Below are 15,462 nucleotides of genomic sequence, written 5' to 3' on the forward strand. Positions count from 1 at the left end.
GGACTGGCGGGAGCCGGTTGCTGCGGGGCGGGGCGGGCCGTGCGCGCACGGAGGCGGTGCACGGCCTGCTGGTAGAGGGCCTCGTCGAAGACCTCGGGGTCGCGGTTGACCGTGTATCCGGCCAGGAGCAGGGAGGGGATGGCGCGGTTTGCCAGGCGTTTCTGCTCGTCGGCACCGAGGTGGTCGGGCACGGTGTGCCAGATGTAGAGCGGCTCGCCTGTGGGGTATTCGTGGCGTTCGAGGCCGAGCTGTTCCAGCAGGTCGTGGAGCTCGGCGGGGGCGCCGGTGGGGGTGTCGGCGTGGATGGTGGTCGTCAGGGCCTTGATGTAGATCTCGACGTCTGTGCCGTACTCGTCGGCCAGATTGGCCATACGTTTCATCTCTGGGGTCAGCGGCGGCGGGAAGCCGGGGCCTGTGCACGGCCCGGTGCCGGGGCCGGTGCGGTCACCGGCGGCTGCGTCCGGCGGGCGGCGTGGTTGCGGGCGTGCAGGACGACGCGGGCGGCTTCGCTCAGGGAGTTGGCCGTGCAACCGAGCCGTGCGAGGGGCTCGGGTTCCTCGCCGGGCGCGGCGCCGTGCAGATCACTGGCAGCGATCCAGGCGCGGACGATCACTTCCCTGGTCAGGGGCAGCAGCCCGTGCACGGGCGCCGCGACCTCGGTCAGGACCTCGGCCACCGCGCTGCTGGTCTCGGCGGCCGAGACCCGCTCGGCGAGCTGAGCGAGGTAGCGCAGGGCTGCGTCACGGTCGCCGTCGGGGGCGGCCAGCATGTTCAGGGCGGGGTCGAGGTGGACGCTGTGGCCGGCGGCGAGCAGGGCGTGCGAGGCGCTGGTCGCCTTCAGGCGCTGCTGCTCGATGGGCAGGCCGTGCGGAAGACGGTGGTAGTCCCCGCGGGGCCCGGGAGCGGAAAGGAAGCCGCCGGTCCGCTGGAGGATGTCCGCGGCCTTCTCGGTGCCGCCGATGGCCACGACCAGGCCGGTACGGGGGTCCTTGGTGATGGTGACGTACTCCAGGACCCAGAAGTCGGGCTCCCTCTGGTTCATCGCGTCCTGGTGGTGGGTGTGCGGGCACCGGCGGGGGCCGGCGGCATGGAGGCGGGGGCGGAGGTGGGCGCGTGACGCCCGGCGGGGTGCTGGAGGGCGGTGCCGATACCGAGCGCGTCGAGCTGCGGGCCGATCTCACGCAGCACGCGGGCCTGGGCCTGGGAGTCGTCGCCCTCCAGGCGGTAGATGCCGCTGTGTGGGTCCTGGACGAAGCCGTGGGCGGCGAGGATCGTGCCGGCCCGGTCGTCGGCGGGGGCGGTGGCGACGCTGCCGTCCGGCTGCCAGGTCAGGACGACCCGGTCCGGCTGGGAGGGCTGGATACCGCCCAGGGCGTTGTGCCGGACTTGGGCGAGCGCACGGTCGTAGCGGACGAGCAGGTCGCCGGCGACCTGCTCGGCACCGAGGAACGGGTCGTCGGTCAGGGCGATGCCGTTGGGCTCGGAGACGCCGCGGTACGCCTCGTCCGGCAGGGCGCGGGGGGCGACGGCGGCGAGGAGGAAGCCGTCGCGTTCGTCGTGCCGGTCGATCAGGACGAGCTGGGCGCCGTCGGGGCGGCTGAGGACGGCGGCCTGCTGCAGGGGGTGTTCGGCCAGGGCGGCGGCGACCAGGTCCAGGTCCCAGATCTGGTCGGTGAGTTCGGCGAGGTCGTCCTTGGCGTCGCCCGTCAGGTGGGTGCTGGTCCAGGTGTCGGGGAGTTCACCGGCGAGGACGTCGGCGTAGGAGGCAAGGCGCTCGGAGGCGCTGTGGTCGTGCATGGTGTCCTTGGGCAGTTGCAGGGGCTCAGCGGCGCAAGCGGGCGGCACCGACGGGTGGCGGTGCCGGGGCCGGCAGGGCACGCGGCGGGGGCGGACAGGCGCACACCGCAGAGCGTTCGGTCTTGTGGTCGGGAACCTGCTCGGCGCAGGCGCGACGGCCGGGGTGAGGGGCGTGCCGGTCGGCCAGCCGTTCGCGGGTGTGCGCAAGGTCGGAGTGGATGATGCGGACGTATTCGTCGGCGAGGTAGCGCAGGCGCCCGGCGGTGTACGGATCGCTCGCGTCGTCGAGGCCGTCGAAGAACTGGGCCAGGGCGCCGAGGGCTTCCGAGAATCCGGCGAGGACGCCGTCGTGGGGCGCGGTGAGTTCTGTGAGGATGCCAGCGGCTTCGGCGGTGTCGGTGGCCTCGTGCAGGCGTTCGGCGAGGTGGGAGACCGAGGCGCCAAGCGTGGGATAGGCCGCGGGGCGGGCTTCGGTGTCGAAGCGCTCGTCGCAGTCGACGTGGTACCCGACGGCCCGCAGGCGCCCTACGGCCTCGGTGGCCAGACGGGACTCTTCATTCTCGGTGAGGTCGGTGGGGGCGCGGTGGTAGGTCTCGTGGAGGCGGAGGACACCGACGAATCCCGCGCGTTGGAGGATGCTGTGTGCTTCGGAGTCGCCGCCGCGGGCGAGGAGTTCGTCGGAGTGCGGGTCACGGCGGATGTCCAGGAAGCGGTCGGTGGTGCGGGGCAAGGAGACGTTTCTCCTACAAAGATCGGTGGGCGGTGCGCCGGGGCGCGGCCGGCGCGGCGGCGAGCCGAGGCTGGACCAGGTGGGCGGCGGTGGCGTCCAGGTCCTGCTGAATCGCGTGCAGGCGGCGCGCGATCAGCTGAAGACGGTGCGCCGTGTCCGTGCCAGCAGCCCCAGGCTGGCGGGCGATCCGGTGCGCGGTGTGCTCGACCAGTCCGCGGACCGTGGCCAGCGGGCCGGTCTGCTCGTCAGCGAGCTGGGTGAGGACGCTGGCCAGCTGCCCGGACGCGGTGGGCGCGGTGGGCTGTGTGGTGGGCCGGGCGGGGATCAGGCCGAGATCCTGCTCGATGCGGCGGGCCTGGTCCGCGAGGCGTCGCAGGATGTCTGCGGGCGGGGCGTGCCAGGCGCCGTCGAGATGGATCAGGTTGGCGATCAGGTCCAGGCGTCCGGGCTGGGCCTGGACGGCGATCCACCGGCAGCCGCTTTCCTTGCCCGGGATCTCGATGCCGGTGGCCCGCGCCAGCCGGTGAGCGACTTCGGTCCATTCCGGTCCCGTCAGTTCCCGGTCGTCCGGGTGAAGGCGCACATCGAGGTGGAGGATCGCCCGCCGGTCGTCGTCGGGGCTGGCGGCGAAGGGATGCTCCAGAAGGGCCTCTTCGATGTGCTCGGCCCACTCGAAGGACGTCCAGGACTTGTGCTCGTCGTCCAGGATGAAATAGTCCAGGCCGGTCCAGTGGGCGACGATCGTGTGCGCGGTCAGACCCTCGGTCGGTGAGAGCGGCCGGCCCAGCGCTACTTCGAGTGGGTCGTGCGGTGTGTGCGTGCGCTGGTGCAGGCGGGGGATCACCGGCCGCTCCGCAGGTCGGCGGTGTGCGCGAGCTGGCCCAGGGCGGTGGTGGTGTACCAGCCGCAGTCGATCAGCTCGTCGCGGCCGGCGAACCGTTTCAGGAGAATGTCTTCCATGGCCCGCAGGAAGATCAGGCAGTCCGGGCAGCGGCGCGAGAGGTGCACGAGGTAGCGGGGGTGGGCGGTGACGTAGGACTGAGCGCCACCGGTGGGATCACGCAGCCGCCATCCGTCCTCGTCGGTGGGGGTGTGCCAGGAGGGGGCGACGACGCGCATCGCGTCTCCCCACAGTTCCCCGCTGGCCACCCCCTTGAGAACGACGACGGTGTCCCCGGCCTGAAAGTGGGCGTGGGTGATGTCGCGGGTCGGAGTGAGCGGATCGGGGGTGAGGGCGGTGACGGGGGTGGGTTGATGGTCCCAGGACGGAGGGAGCACGCAGTTCCTTCCACGCGATGGCGGCGGGGTGGGAGGAACAATGGTCCGGAAGCACGGCGGTTTGGCTAACCGGCGTATCCCGGCTATGTTGCCCCGCCGTCAGCGGAACCGCTTCTGCGTCCCGCAGTCCGCCTCGGTGGCTATGCCACGGAGTTTGGGCAGGTCACGAAACTGTTCCCGCTGGCCCCTCCAAGCCGCCCTCGAACCCTCAGGTGGCCGGTGCTCGACATCTCGGCCTGCTCAGCAGCGGCTTGCTGCCCTTCCGGCCGCCGGGCGGCGCAAACTCCCCGGCCCGCAACAGAGCTGACACGGCGCCAGGGGCACCCGCAGAGGTGTGACACAGGCCACTTGCGGACGCCCGACGGGCTGGGCGGATTTGACGAACAAGGTGACGGGCGCTCTTTCCCATCCAGCGGAACCGGCCTGACCTGCGAATCCGGTTTAACGCTGGTATTTATGTTAAGGCTGGCAGGTCAGGGCCCCGGTCAGCCGCCCGGTGGTGAACTATAGTTTAGGGCTGCTGTCATTCGATGAACGTGTCGCCGATCTCCCGTTGAGGCCCTCACGGGATGATAGGTTGAGCCGCGCAGTACACCCTTTTCCCGAACCGGACCGGAAGGGGGTGATGAGACGTGTTAGAACCTGGAGAGGGACCGACTGGAGGGACGCGGCGCGCAAGGCGCCTGCGTCGCCGCAGTGAGGAACGAACACGGAAGCGGGAGGCCACGCTCCGTAAAGTTCGGTGGGGCCTGGTCGTTGTGAACGTCGTGCACGCGATCAGGTCCTGGTGGTTCTGACCAGGGATTGTGCACAGGAGCCCGCCATGAGTGGCGGACTCCTGCGCGGCATCCACGTCTTACCCCGGCGGAGTCTGCTGATCTTGGAGGAGAGGCAGGCTCCGCCGCCATTGTGGATGACTCTTGCGACCCTACCACTCAAATGTACTTTCCTCCGGGGGTGCATAAATTCATTTGCCTCACCTTGTGCTCCCATGAATCGGACGAATCATTCGGTGCGCAACTTTGAGCGCACGACTTTCGGCGCTGGTCGAATTTTCGCATCCGCTGAAAGTTACGCACGGGCAGATTCGCAGAAGGTCCTGCATTTGGGTGACGGGGCGGCGTTTTCTGCTGCCTTGAATTGTTTCTCATGGCGCGTGACTGTTTCCGGGGCTTCTCTGCTCGCGCACGCGGATCCTGATCCGTCCCCCGCAGGTCCGTGCCTGGGCTGCTGCCGAGGAAACCGGGCGTGCAGCAACCAAAGGCGGTCGGCCGGTCAGGAGCCCCGCTCGCCCATTCGGGCGACGGGCATGCAAATCCACGCCGTCCCGCTTGCCGTCAGCGGAAGGGGTTCTCTGATCCGCGGTCCTGCACCGTCGCCGCGTCGAGGAGTTCCATCAGGTCAGTGCCTTCGGCGTCGCGCTGGTCGATCCACCACCCGGCGCGGGTGATGGAGCGGGCCGTTTCCTCCAGTTCCGCCCAGTCCGCGTCGTCCCAGGTGCCCTCGACGACCAGGGCCGTGTGTGCGGCCGTCATCAGTTGATGGCGGGATCGCTCGCCCCAGTTCAGGGTCTTGGCCGGGCCCTCCAGCTGCGGCATGTCGAACTGCGTCGCCCAGGCAGCGGCTGCCTCCTGCTCCGCGGCGCGCTTGGTCGCGAGCCACTCCTCCTTGGACGCGGAGTCGGCGCCGCGTGCCGCCTTCCAGCAGTCGGCGCAGTCCTTTGACACGAGCCAGCGGGCGAAGCCGGCCCGCTTGTCGGCGGGGCGGTTGGACAGGTCATGATCTACCTGGTGGGAGCAGGCGTGCTCCACGGTCCAGTGCGTAGGCACCCCCGGGCAATTCCGTTTGATGGGCGTTACGTTCGAGGTCGTGCTGCTGGTCTGGTGCTTCAAATCGAGTGCCCTTCGTTGGCGGTTGGGGTGGTGGCCTGCGTCGTTGCGGAGGGTCGTGCACGATGCACGATTCATGCGGCGGACGGGGAGGTGGCCTGGAGTGCTTGGCGGTGGTCTCGGGGACGCTTCCGCCTTCTGCGTCGTCTCAGCGGGTCCTGCGGATGGCGTCTGTGGCCGCCGTGGCGATGGCGGCGGGAGCGCTGGAGGGCTGGGGCAGGTGCAGCAAGGTGGTCCCCGGCAAGTGGCGGGATTCCGCGGTGAGGGTGAGCTGGAGTACGGCGCAGCCGGCGGTCGTGAGCTGCTTGATGCGGGTGACGGCTTGAGTGGTTTCGTCGCTGCCGTAGTGGGCGTCGGTGACGATCACGAGGAGGCGGCCGGCGCCGGGGCGGCTGAGTTCGAGGCCGTGGTCGAGTGCGTCGATGGCGTTGGCGAGGTTGTGGTGGCCGCCGGTGGCATTGAACGTGGTCACGCGCTCTGGTGCTTGGTGGGTGGGGCGGGTCAGTGCGGTCAGGTGCCGGTCGTAGGCGATGGTGGCGGTACGGGAGTCGGGGTCGGTCAGGGCTGCTGCGCGTGCCACGATCCAGGCAGCGGAGGCGACGGGCTTGCAGGCGGCGCGCATGGAGCCGGAGACGTCGACGGCGATCCCCACACGCAGTGGTGGGGTGGGGGAGTTCCGGCGGCGGGTGTGGGTGAACGGTTCCGCGGTGGGGACCGACCCGGCGGCGCGCTGAGCGTCGCGGGCGAGGGCCGCGCGCATGTTGAGGCGGCCAGGCGGGGTGGGGCTGGTGGTCCGCTCCTCGGTCCGCTCGCGGTAGGCGGCGGCCCGCAGGGCGCGGCTCAGGCGCGCGGCGGCGCTCTGCTCGGCGGCGGTGGGCCTGCGGGTGCCGGTGACCGGGTTGCCGGAGGGTGCCTGTGTGCCGTCGGGGTGGACGGTGGTGCTACGGGCGTTGAAGACCGACTTGGCGGTGGCAGCGGCTTTGCGTCGCTGGCGGGCTCGCTGGGCGCGGTCCTGAGCCTGCGCCTTGGAGCGCGACGCCAGGGCGTTGGCCGCTGCGTCCTGTGCCGCGAGGTCGGCCGCGTCGGTGGCTGCCGCGTGGTCCATGACGACCTTCACGGCGCCAGACAGCAGATCGGAGAGGCCCTCCGGCACGGGCAGGGCGGGGGCCGCGGCGTCCAGAGCGTCGCACCATTCTTGACCGTGCGCGAGCATGGTCGTGGCGTCGTGGTCGGCGCACTGGTGAGCTGCGGTCCAGATGCGGGCGAGGGTGGTCAGCAAGGGCGCGCCCAGCACCTTTTCGCACAGATCGGCGACGGCCCGGGTCTCGCCGGCGTCCAGAATGCCGACGTCCCGGCGGCCGAGGATCAGGGCTGCCGCGGCGGCGGCCTGCTCGATGCCCTGGAGGGTGGGGTGGGCGATGTCGGGCATGACCAGGGTTCGGGCACTGGTGCGCAGGTACGTGCGGTCCGTGGGCCGCGTGATCAGATGTGCGCCTTCGACGCGGCTCTCCTCCAGCAGGAGCGCGGCCTCGACGACACGGGGGTCGGCTCCGGCAGGCTGTGTCCAGACGGAGTGGGCCGCGTGCGCGGCCTCGTGGACGAACACTCCCCAGGCGGCGGGATACCGCTCCTCGTCGCCCACGATCCGCGGATGGATCTCGTGGGGCTTAGAGGTCCTAACAGAAGTTGTTGATCATGTGACTTTCGGCTTGAGTGGTCGTTGGTCCGTTCGTGGGGAAACGACAGTCGCGGCCCTGGATCGTGTCGGATGAACTGTGGTCGCTCATCGAGCCGTTGCTGCCCGTGCCGGGCCCGAAGCTGGTGGAGGGCAGGCCGCGGGTCCCGGACCGGCAGGCACTGTGCGGAATTCTGTTCGTGCTGCACACCGGCATCCAGTGGGAGTACCTGCCCCAGGAGCTGGGCTTCGGCTCGGGGATGACGTGCTGGCGGCGCCTGGCCGCCTGGAACGAAGCCGGCGTGTGGGACGAACTGCACCTGGTGCTGCTGCAGAGACTGCGGGCCGCGAAGAAGCTCGACTGGTCCCGGGCGGTGATCGACTCCTCCCACGTGCGGGCCGCTCGGCGCGGCCCAAAAGCGGACCCAGTCCGGTCGACCGCGCACGACCGGGCAGCAAGCACCACGTCCTCACCGACGGCCAGGGCATCCCGCTTGCCGTGTCGCTGACCGGCGGAAACCGTAACGATGTAACCCAGCTGCTGCCGCTGCTGGACAAGGTCCCGGCCGTGGCCGGCGTCGTCGGCCGGCCCAGACACCGGCCAGACGCACTCCTCGCCGACCGCGGCTACGACCACGACAAGTACCGCCGCCTTCTGCGACAGCGCGGGATCCGTCCGGTCATCGCCGAACGAGGCGTCGAACACGGCTCCGGCCTGGGCGTCTTCCGCTACGTGGTCGAGCGCACGATCGCCTGGCTGCACGGCTTCCGCCGACTGAGAATCCGCTGGGAACGACGCGACGACATCCACGAAGCCTTCCTCGGAATCGCCACCTGCCTCATCACCCACCGCCACGTCCAACGCCTTTGTTAGGACCTCTTAAGCGGGGCGAACAGGCGGGCGTCGAACTCGACCTCGCCCAGCGTGGGGAAGAACGCGGCCGGTGCGCCGCTGCGCGTGCCGGGGCGGCAGGTGACGAGGAGGTCCTGGCGGCCGGAGAGGGCGACCAGCCGGTCGCCGAGTTCGGCTCCCACGCGCAGCCACGCGGCTGGGGAGGAGCGGGGTTGCGCGGGCGGGGCGCCGTCGTCGTCCCAGCGCGCGAGGTCGGCGTCGTCTTCCGGCGTGGACTGGATGTGGTGGTGGGCACTCATCGCGGGCGGCCCCGGTGTGCGGAGCCGGTGCTGCCCGGAGGCTGCCGGGCGGCTGAGGCGGGGAGCTGCTTGCCGAGGGTGAGAGGTGCGATCTTCTTGACGCCGACAGCCTTCGTGACGGCGGCGGCGACGGCGTCGCGATCCTCCACAGGAGCGATGCCGACCAGGTTCGCGAGCGCGGCTTTGGTGCCGAGGACGGCCTCGGTCTTCTGGTAGCTGAGCAGTTCCCGCAGCTGGGGGGCCCATCCCAGCTCGCCGAGTTCGACCTGGTGGGCGAGGTGTCGGGCGACCCGGACCACCCGGGCATCGATCCTCAAGGCCAGGGCGAGGTCGTAGTCCGTGCCGATCTGGATCTGCACGCTGAACCGGCTCGCGAGCGCCTCCGTCAACACCGCGCCGTGGACGCCGGGATTGTGGCCCGCCACCACGTAGAAGCCCGGCTCGGCCTTGATGGTCTCGCCCTTGTGGGCCTTGACCTGGATCTGCCTGCGCCCGTCCATCGCGGGATACAGCGCCGCCAGGACCTTCGGTGAGATCAAGGTGGCATCGTCGATCAGCAGGGCGCGGCCCTCGGTCATCGCGGTGACCAGCGGACCGTACTGGAAGACGTAGGCTCCCGCGTCGTCCTGGGTGTACTCGCCGATCAAGTCGCCGACCGTGGTGTCGCCGTCACCGGCGACGGTGAGCAGGTCCGGGAACGCCGCCTCGACCAGACTCGTCTTGCCGGTGCCCGGAGGGCCGTAGAGCAGCACCGGCACGTCGGCGTCGCGCAAGCGGTTCAACGCCTCGACGTCGGGCAGATCGGCCAGCTCCCGGGGGTGGTAAAGCTGGCCCCCCGCGCGGCGGATCGGGCCGGTCTGCTTGGGCGCGGCTGCTGCGGTGTAGGTCGTACGGGCCGTGGCCGCCTGGGCGCGGGGAGAGTGGGTGCCCGGTGGGCTGATCACAGCCCTCTGTGCGGCTGCGGCGGTTTTCGCGTTCGCGCGGAACTGCGGTTGTCCGGTCCCGCTTTGGTCGGCCTCGCCGCGTCGCACCAGGGTGAGGGCGGCGTTGCGGACGGCGCCGTGGGAGTGACCCAGCTGCCTGGCCATGTCCCCGATGGTGAGCTTGTCCGCCGGCCGGTCGGCCAGCAGTCGGGCCACCTTGGCCCGTAGTTCACCGCCCTTGGTGCGCGCTGGTCTGGTAGGCCCGGGTGTGGTCAAAACGAGAACCCTTCAACAGATGTGGGTGGGGGCGGGGTGGGCGATGCGCTAAAGAGGCCGGCCGCTCTCGGAGGGGATCACGGGCTGTGCCGAGATCGGCGACCGGTCCAACCGGGGCGTACCGTCGGCGCTCACCGGCCGACCGAGGGCTCGGTCCAGGTGTACGGGATGGCCAGCGACGGGCAGCTCGCTGGCTGCCGAGCAGGCCCGTGCGTCCGCTCCGTACCGGGTTCCGTTGCTCGGCAGGCGCAGCCCGGCGTCTCTTCGAAGCCGTCCTGGAGCAGGATCCGCCGGGCGGCGGCGTTGTAGCCGGTGGTGGTGATCTCGCCGGTGATGCTGTGCCGGATCGGCATGAACGGCTCTGCTGGTGCCTCGGGCAAAGCGGACCTCCTATCGGTGGCGGGCGGTCATGCTGGCGCGGGGCGGCGGTGCGGGCGGTGTGGTGTCCACGGCCGGGCGCGGGCGGGTGCGCAGCACGGGGGTGCGGTGCGGGGGCAGGACGGCGACGGTCGCCCCGAGGTCCTCGGCAGCTTCTTCGACTTCGCGGGTGAGGAACTCGATTTGCCGGCCCAGCGCTGAGAGGCGGGCGGCGATCTGGCGGCCCTGCACGGTCTCCAGGGCGCTGGCGAACTGGCTGCTCGTCTCCAGAAGTTCCTGCAGGCGGACCATCGGGCCGGCGGCGTAGCCGCGCTGGACGGCTCCCAGGAGAGCGTTCGAGGCGTCACCGGCACTGTGGCCTTCGACGACGTCGCGGATGAGGTCCTGCAGGGACAGCTCCGGGGCCGGTGCCGGTCGGTTGAACCGGGAGATGTCCGAGCGGAGCACGCCGGGCGGGACCGGAGCGGGCAGGGCCTTGCCCGCCTCGTACTCGTGGGCGAAGTGTCCGATCACCTGCCAGCCCGGTACGCCCGGGTCGCCGCGCAGCGCGACCACTGTGGAGTCGTCGTCCTCGACCAGGTAAGCGAGGGTGATCGGCTGTCCGTCGGCGGCATACCACGACTCGGTCAGCTCCAGCGCGCCACGTGTCTGCGCGGCCCGGGCCCTGTCGGTCCACTGCTGCTGTTCCTCGTCGGTCAGCGGTGCCTTGTGGTGCTGGCCGTCGCGCTGGTCGGCGAGGTTGCTGGCGATCGGGCTGTGGTCCGCCCAGGCGGTGAGGTGCGGCCACAGGGCCGCGTGCTGAGCGCGATCGGCGGGGGAACCGGGAGCGGCGGGCCGGTCGAGGGCCCTGCGGATTTCGGCGGCGGAGGATGCCAAGCCGTCCAGGACGGCCCGCCACCCGGTCAGGTGCCGGGCGGGCGGCAACTCGTCGAGCGCGAGCCGGGCGGCATCGAGGAGAGCCTCAGCGTGGGGAGCGAGGTGGGTGGTGTACGCCTCCAGCGCCGCCTTGTCCCGGTGGGCTCGTGCGGCTGCGGCGGCGTCTGCGTGGACGGTGCGGCCGTGGCGGTCGCGTGTCCTGTCGAGGGCGGCATCGGTCTCGCAGTCGATGACGGCCATCCGCAGCCGGAAGTCGCGTGCCTTGCTGGCCAGTGCGGACGCTGTCGGCAAGGGGCTGTCGGGGGCCGGACTGTTCGCGGGTGTCATCGGGACCGCCCGCCGGCTGCGGCCGTCAGGTGGACGGTGGGAGCGTAGGTGGGCTTCGGCGGGCTCGGCCGGGCAGACGGAGGGGAGGTGGTGGGTGGCGTGAAGCGCTGCGTCGTTCGGCCGGCGGCGGCCTGGGCGAGCCGGCTGCGGCGCTCCTGGAGTCCGTGGGGCCGGACGGGGCGCGGCGGACGGTTGGAGAGGGCCGTGTTGAGGCGGATGTCGGCCTGCACGGTGTAGCCGTGGCGGCGAAGGTCGTGGACGGCCTGGCGGGTGCGTCGGACTCCGTCGCGCTCGGGCTCGCTGAGGCGGTACAGCCCCGGTTCACCGGGGACGGGCTCGAACTGCTCGCGCTCCAGGAACCAGTGGGCGAGGTGCTGGGGAATGGAGGAGGTGAAGGAGGCGACGAAGCCGTGTTCCTTGTGGTCGCCGAAGGAGAAGTGGGTGCCGGGCTGCAAAGGGGCGGGAGTCTCCAGACTTGTCGGGGGAACGGTCAGTGACTGCGGTACGCCGACCGGGCTGCGGCGAGGGGGCGGGCCGGAGCTGTGACGGGGAGGGCCGGGTGGCGGTGGGGTGCGCTCAGGCGGGCCTGGCGCAAGAACGCTTCGCCGTCGGTGAGCCAGGTCACGATCGCTGGCCACGCGCGTGCTCGGCGCTCATGGTCCGACACGGCACCACCGTGGACGATCTCGTCGAGCAGGGTTTCGACGTCGTTCACGGCGTCGGCCAGACGGGAGAGGGCTGCGGCGTCGTCGGGCCAGGGCTGTCCGCGGGTCGGCACCGGTCGAGTAGCGTCGGGGCGTGGTCGACGACGGTCAGGAAACGGCGCCAGGCGTGGTCGAGGAACAGCTCCGTCGAGGCGCCGAGGGCGGCAGCGCTCAGCGGGGTGGCGTCGCTGTAGCGGTCGGAGGCGTTCATGGCCTGCCAGGTGTCGTGCTCGGAGCGGATGTCTGCGAGCACGGCGGCGATGGCCGCCGTCTGGATGGACGGCCTGCTCGTAGGCGGGAAGGTACCGGTCGGTGAGGGCCTGGGCAGCCCGCCCGGGAAACGACGGCAGGACGATGCTGCACGGGGCATGGGGATCGCCGTAGCCCCCTTCGAGCCCTTCGGGGGAGAAGGCGCCTGCCAGGTAGTCGAGTTGACGGCCGGGCCGCTCCATGAACAACAGCGTGGTGCCCTGCACCGCGTCGGTGAGGACCGCGGCGTAGAGGATCCGCTCGCTCTGGAGGGCGCGGCCGAGTTCGCCGCTGTCCCAGATCCAGGGGACGAGGTCTTCCTGCCAGGCAGGGTGCGCGTAGATCTCGACCGAGGCGTGCCACTGTCCGGGCAGCAGGCGCGCGAGGTCGCGGGCGGCGTCGCCGATGAACCGGCGGCTGCTCGTGTGCACGCTGGTGCGGTGCCGCTTTGCGCACGCGACCAGATCGACCACGGTAATCTGGGTGCCGCCTGCGGGCAGGGGCCAGACGCCGTCGTTGTCCCGCTGGAAGCTGCTCTCCGTGAGGGCGGTGTGCGCACACGGGTACTGCTCGCCTGATGCGATGGCGACGATCCCGGACTCCCGGCTGTGCGACAGGATGATCTGGGCCTCAGCCACGGTCTAGATCCTCGCCACCGCGCAGGGCGGCACGCAGGCTGCGGCCGTAGGCCCAGGCGTGCTCCCGGGCCGCCGCCTCCAGCTGGTCGTATCCGTCCTGGGCTGTCATCTGCCCAGGGTGCTTGCGGTACCGGTACACGGGGACCGGCAGCAGGATCCCGGGTGCGAGCGTGGTGACGCCGAGGGCCGCGCAGTAGTCCTCGCCCTGGACGAGACCGCCCATCGGCGCGGCGCGCACGAGGTCGGTGCGGGCGAGGATCGTGGTCGGCCCGATGGGGATCGTGTCCGTCGGCGACTTCCAATACGTCCACACGTCGCCGGCCTCGTGCCGGCCGGGCGGAGTAGGGCAGCGCCACAGGCGGGTCGAGCCATCGGGGTGCTGGTCCTCGCTCCACCCCGCACACCAGCCCACCCCGGTGGATTCCAGGGTGGTCAGCCGCACGGACATCGCGTCGTCGGTGAAGTCGTCGTCATCGTCGGCCCAGTTGATGTAGGGGGTGCGGACCTGGGTGAGAGCGAGGTTGCGGGCGCAGGCGGCGCCCACCGGCCGGGGCAGCGTCAGTGTGCGGATGCGGGGATCCTGCGCGAGCGGGGCCGGCAGGCGTTCGGGTGTGGTGCCGTCGAGCGCGATCACGGCCTCCCACGGCACGGACTGCCGGGTGAGACTGGCGTGCATGGCGGTCAGGTAGTCGAGGCGGTCGTCGCGCAGACGGGTGGCGATGACGACCGTAATCAGGGGAGAGGGCAGGGAAATCTCCGGCAATGAGGGACGGTGCGGGTCAGCGGCGGGTACCTGTTCGGGGCCCTGTAGGTGCTGCACCGGCAGCGGGCCGCGGCGTGCGCGTGGCGGGCGAGGTGGTGGGCGTCCGGCGTGTGGTGATTGCGGGCCAGTGCGCCGGGCGGTCGCTGAAGAGGGTGCTGGGGTCGGTGTCCCAGGCGACGAGGGGCCCCGCGCCTGCGTGAGCCATGCTGATCACTTCGATGCCCTGCGGATGCAAGATGTAGCCCCACGGCATGCCCAGTTCGCCGGCGGTCTTGTCGGTGACCGTCATGCGCACCGGGGGTGAGCCGTCCGGAGTGATCAGGTGGTCGAGGGTCCGGCTGGGCCAGTGTTCGCCGCCGGTCAGCGCGGCCACGAGCGTGGGTGGGGCGTCGTCGAGGAGATCGGGACCGAGTTCGTCCCAGCCGACGGCGATGTCGTCGATGAGATGCTGGGCCATGGCCTCGACGTCGCGCCCGAACTTGTACTGGTAGGCGGCCAGGAGGAGCGGGAGGTGGTGGCTGGGCACGCCGTCGAACTGGACGTGGATGCCGCTGTATCCCGTGCCGAGGGTGGGGCGGGCGATGAAGGAGTGTGTGGACAGGGAGTTCTCCGGAGCGAGCAAGGGGAGATGTGCGGCGGCCGTCGAAGTGGCGAGCGGGTGCGGTTACGCGCGGTGTGACCAGGAGGGGACCGGGGGGCCGGAGGCGTCGGTGCGGGCGCAGGTGTAGCCGATGAGGCGGGAGGGCTCGGCCTTGGCGGGGACGGTGGCGGCGTCGTTGCACACGAACGTGTAGCGGATGGAGGTGCGGGGCACGTCGTGGAGCCAGGCCCGGTCTTCCTTGCCGGGGTTGATCTGCAGGCCGGAGTGCGCGACGGCGTCGGTCTGGGTGTGCGTGTGGGAGAAGAGGATCAGTGCGCCGCCGTCTGCCGTCTTGAGGGCGTAGGCGTCCGTGAAGCGGTTGTCGGCTGCGTCGAAGACGCTGGTTCCCTTGTCGCCGAAACGGGTTGCGGCATCGCTGTGGACCTTGACCTGCCGCTTGCTGGCCTTGGTCGGCGCGAACACCTTGCTTCCGGTGTTCGTGCCTCCGGTGGTGAAGTTGTCCAGCACGGCCGTACGCAGAACGTCGGCGTCGGCGGCCAGATGCTTGTTGCCGGTGGCAGGGACGGCCGTTGCGTATCCCTCGCGGTCGAGGGCGACGTGGGGCAGCTTCTGGCTGTCCAGGTCGACGACGGAGACCACTTCCCAGCGCTTGTGCTGGGGCTGTTCGGTGAACACGGCCAGGCGGGAGGGGGGCTCGCCCTTCTCGCTGGAGAGGGCGGCGGCGAACCAGCGGTCCTGCCCGGAAGCCAGGCGGGGGATGTACAGCTTGGCGCTGGCGAGGTCGTAGGACCACGCCTCGTACGGCTCGCGGTCCTTGGCGGGAAGCCCTTCGGTCTCGGTGTAGTCCGAGACGGACATCGTGTACAGCGGTCCGTCCTCGACCGTGTCGAGCAGGCGCCGGTCCCGGTCGGCGTTGGCCTCGTTGTTGACCTTGGAATAGCGGGTGATGACGTCGCGGGCCTGGGCGGCGGTGAGAGCGGGCGCGGGCTTGGGGGCGGTGCTGGCGGTGGGCGTCTGCCGGGCCTGGGCGGGGCCGTCTTCGCCGGAGCATCCGGTGAGGGCCAGGGTGATGCAGGCGGCGCCGGTGATCAGCGGCAGGGTACGGCGGGCGGAGCGGATGGAGTCTCCAAGGGTTCGCAGGGGGAAGGAATCAGGGCGTGCGTCTGGCCGGTGGGGCGGCTTTCGACGATGCCGGCGGGAGGGCCG

At 71.0% G+C, this 15,462-nt stretch carries 16 protein-coding genes and 2 pseudogenes; 1 reads left to right on the forward strand and 17 read right to left on the reverse strand.

What is annotated here, in order from left to right; translation table 11 throughout:
* The 8 genes and pseudogenes from HZS56_RS34455 to HZS56_RS34490 all read right to left on the reverse strand — a co-directional run.
* On the reverse strand, positions 1–371 hold a 371-nt coding region (locus tag HZS56_RS34455), incomplete at its 3' end, for a hypothetical protein (RefSeq protein ID WP_216724764.1).
* 17 nt (positions 372–388) lie between these two features.
* The gene (locus HZS56_RS34460) at positions 389–1,042 is read right to left on the reverse strand and encodes a hypothetical protein (protein ID WP_108988908.1); all 654 of its coding nucleotides are present in this window, start codon (positions 1,040–1,042) and stop codon (positions 389–391) included.
* Positions 1,039–1,797: a hypothetical protein gene (locus HZS56_RS34465; RefSeq protein WP_108988907.1), complete on the reverse strand. Its 759-nt coding sequence runs from the start codon at positions 1,795–1,797 to the stop codon at positions 1,039–1,041. The genes HZS56_RS34460 and HZS56_RS34465 overlap by 4 nt, the downstream gene beginning before the upstream one ends.
* A 25-nt stretch (positions 1,798–1,822) precedes the next feature.
* On the reverse strand, positions 1,823–2,527 hold the full coding sequence (locus HZS56_RS34470) for a hypothetical protein (RefSeq protein ID WP_108988906.1): 705 nt from the start codon (positions 2,525–2,527) through the stop codon (positions 1,823–1,825).
* Between the two features lie 13 nt (positions 2,528–2,540).
* Positions 2,541–3,371 (reverse strand): relaxase/mobilization nuclease, encoded by an 831-nt coding sequence (locus HZS56_RS34475; RefSeq protein WP_108988905.1) that lies wholly within the window; start codon positions 3,369–3,371, stop codon positions 2,541–2,543.
* Positions 3,368–3,805, reverse strand: coding sequence for a hypothetical protein (locus HZS56_RS34480; protein WP_108988904.1), 438 nt, complete (start codon positions 3,803–3,805; stop codon positions 3,368–3,370). Before HZS56_RS34480 ends, HZS56_RS34475 begins: the two co-directional genes overlap by 4 nt.
* 1,337 nt (positions 3,806–5,142) lie before the next feature.
* Positions 5,143–5,634, reverse strand: a complete 492-nt coding sequence (locus HZS56_RS34485) for a hypothetical protein (RefSeq protein WP_244942106.1) — start codon at positions 5,632–5,634, stop codon at positions 5,143–5,145.
* A gap of 208 nt (positions 5,635–5,842) precedes the next feature.
* A pseudogene (locus tag HZS56_RS34490) lies at positions 5,843–7,363 on the reverse strand (vWA domain-containing protein); the annotation flags it as partial.
* 62 nt (positions 7,364–7,425) lie between these two features.
* Here HZS56_RS34490 and HZS56_RS34495 point away from each other — a divergent pair.
* A protein-coding gene (locus HZS56_RS34495) for an IS5 family transposase (protein WP_254882429.1) occupies positions 7,426–8,243 on the forward strand; the annotation gives its coding sequence in 2 pieces (ribosomal slippage) (positions 7,426–7,783 and positions 7,783–8,243; 819 coding nt in all).
* 5 nt (positions 8,244–8,248) lie between these two features.
* Here the strand turns inward: HZS56_RS34495 and HZS56_RS34500 are convergent.
* The 9 genes and pseudogenes from HZS56_RS34500 to HZS56_RS34540 form a co-directional block, all read right to left on the reverse strand.
* A pseudogene (locus tag HZS56_RS34500) lies at positions 8,249–8,521 on the reverse strand (hypothetical protein); the annotation flags it as partial.
* Positions 8,518–9,660, reverse strand: a complete 1,143-nt coding sequence (locus HZS56_RS34505) for an AAA family ATPase (RefSeq protein ID WP_167468189.1) — start codon at positions 9,658–9,660, stop codon at positions 8,518–8,520. The gene HZS56_RS34505 and the pseudogene HZS56_RS34500, both read right to left, overlap by 4 nt.
* Positions 9,661–9,851: 191 nt before the next feature.
* Positions 9,852–10,073 carry a hypothetical protein gene (locus tag HZS56_RS34510; protein WP_108988900.1) on the reverse strand — a complete coding sequence of 74 codons (222 nt, stop codon included), beginning with the start codon at positions 10,071–10,073 and terminating at the stop codon, positions 9,852–9,854.
* A gap of 37 nt (positions 10,074–10,110) precedes the next feature.
* A complete protein-coding gene (locus HZS56_RS34515; RefSeq protein WP_108988899.1) occupies positions 10,111–11,301 on the reverse strand; it encodes a hypothetical protein in 1,191 nt (396 codons plus the stop codon).
* Positions 11,298–11,756, reverse strand: coding sequence for a hypothetical protein (locus HZS56_RS34520; RefSeq protein WP_108988898.1), 459 nt, complete (start codon positions 11,754–11,756; stop codon positions 11,298–11,300). The genes HZS56_RS34515 and HZS56_RS34520 overlap by 4 nt, the downstream gene beginning before the upstream one ends.
* Positions 11,757–11,791: 35 nt before the next feature.
* Positions 11,792–12,892, reverse strand: coding sequence for a hypothetical protein (locus tag HZS56_RS34525; protein WP_244942105.1), 1,101 nt, complete (start codon positions 12,890–12,892; stop codon positions 11,792–11,794).
* Positions 12,885–13,628 (reverse strand): glycosyltransferase, encoded by a 744-nt coding sequence (locus tag HZS56_RS34530; protein WP_108989128.1) that lies wholly within the window; start codon positions 13,626–13,628, stop codon positions 12,885–12,887. The genes HZS56_RS34525 and HZS56_RS34530 overlap by 8 nt, the downstream gene beginning before the upstream one ends.
* A gap of 43 nt (positions 13,629–13,671) precedes the next feature.
* The gene (locus HZS56_RS34535) at positions 13,672–14,277 is read right to left on the reverse strand and encodes a hypothetical protein (RefSeq protein WP_253915372.1); all 606 of its coding nucleotides are present in this window, start codon (positions 14,275–14,277) and stop codon (positions 13,672–13,674) included.
* Between the two features lie 42 nt (positions 14,278–14,319).
* On the reverse strand, positions 14,320–15,396 hold the full coding sequence (locus HZS56_RS34540; RefSeq protein ID WP_108989126.1) for a DUF8094 domain-containing protein: 1,077 nt from the start codon (positions 15,394–15,396) through the stop codon (positions 14,320–14,322).
* Positions 15,397–15,462 lie beyond the last annotated feature (66 nt).

Origin of the sequence: Streptomyces mayonensis, assembly GCF_018982965.1 — a bacterium.
GTDB lineage: Bacteria > Actinomycetota > Actinomycetes > Streptomycetales > Streptomycetaceae > Streptomyces > Streptomyces mayonensis.

Coding starts and splice junctions, on each gene's coding strand:
- HZS56_RS34460 (WP_108988908.1), bottom strand. CDS start 1,042: ATGAACCAGAGGGAGCCCGACTTCTGGGTCCTGGAGTACGTCACCATC.
- HZS56_RS34515 (WP_108988899.1), bottom strand. CDS start 11,301: ATGACACCCGCGAACAGTCCGGCCCCCGACAGCCCCTTGCCGACAGCG.
- HZS56_RS34465 (WP_108988907.1), bottom strand. CDS start 1,797: ATGCACGACCACAGCGCCTCCGAGCGCCTTGCCTCCTACGCCGACGTC.
- HZS56_RS34510 (WP_108988900.1), bottom strand. CDS start 10,073: ATGCCGATCCGGCACAGCATCACCGGCGAGATCACCACCACCGGCTAC.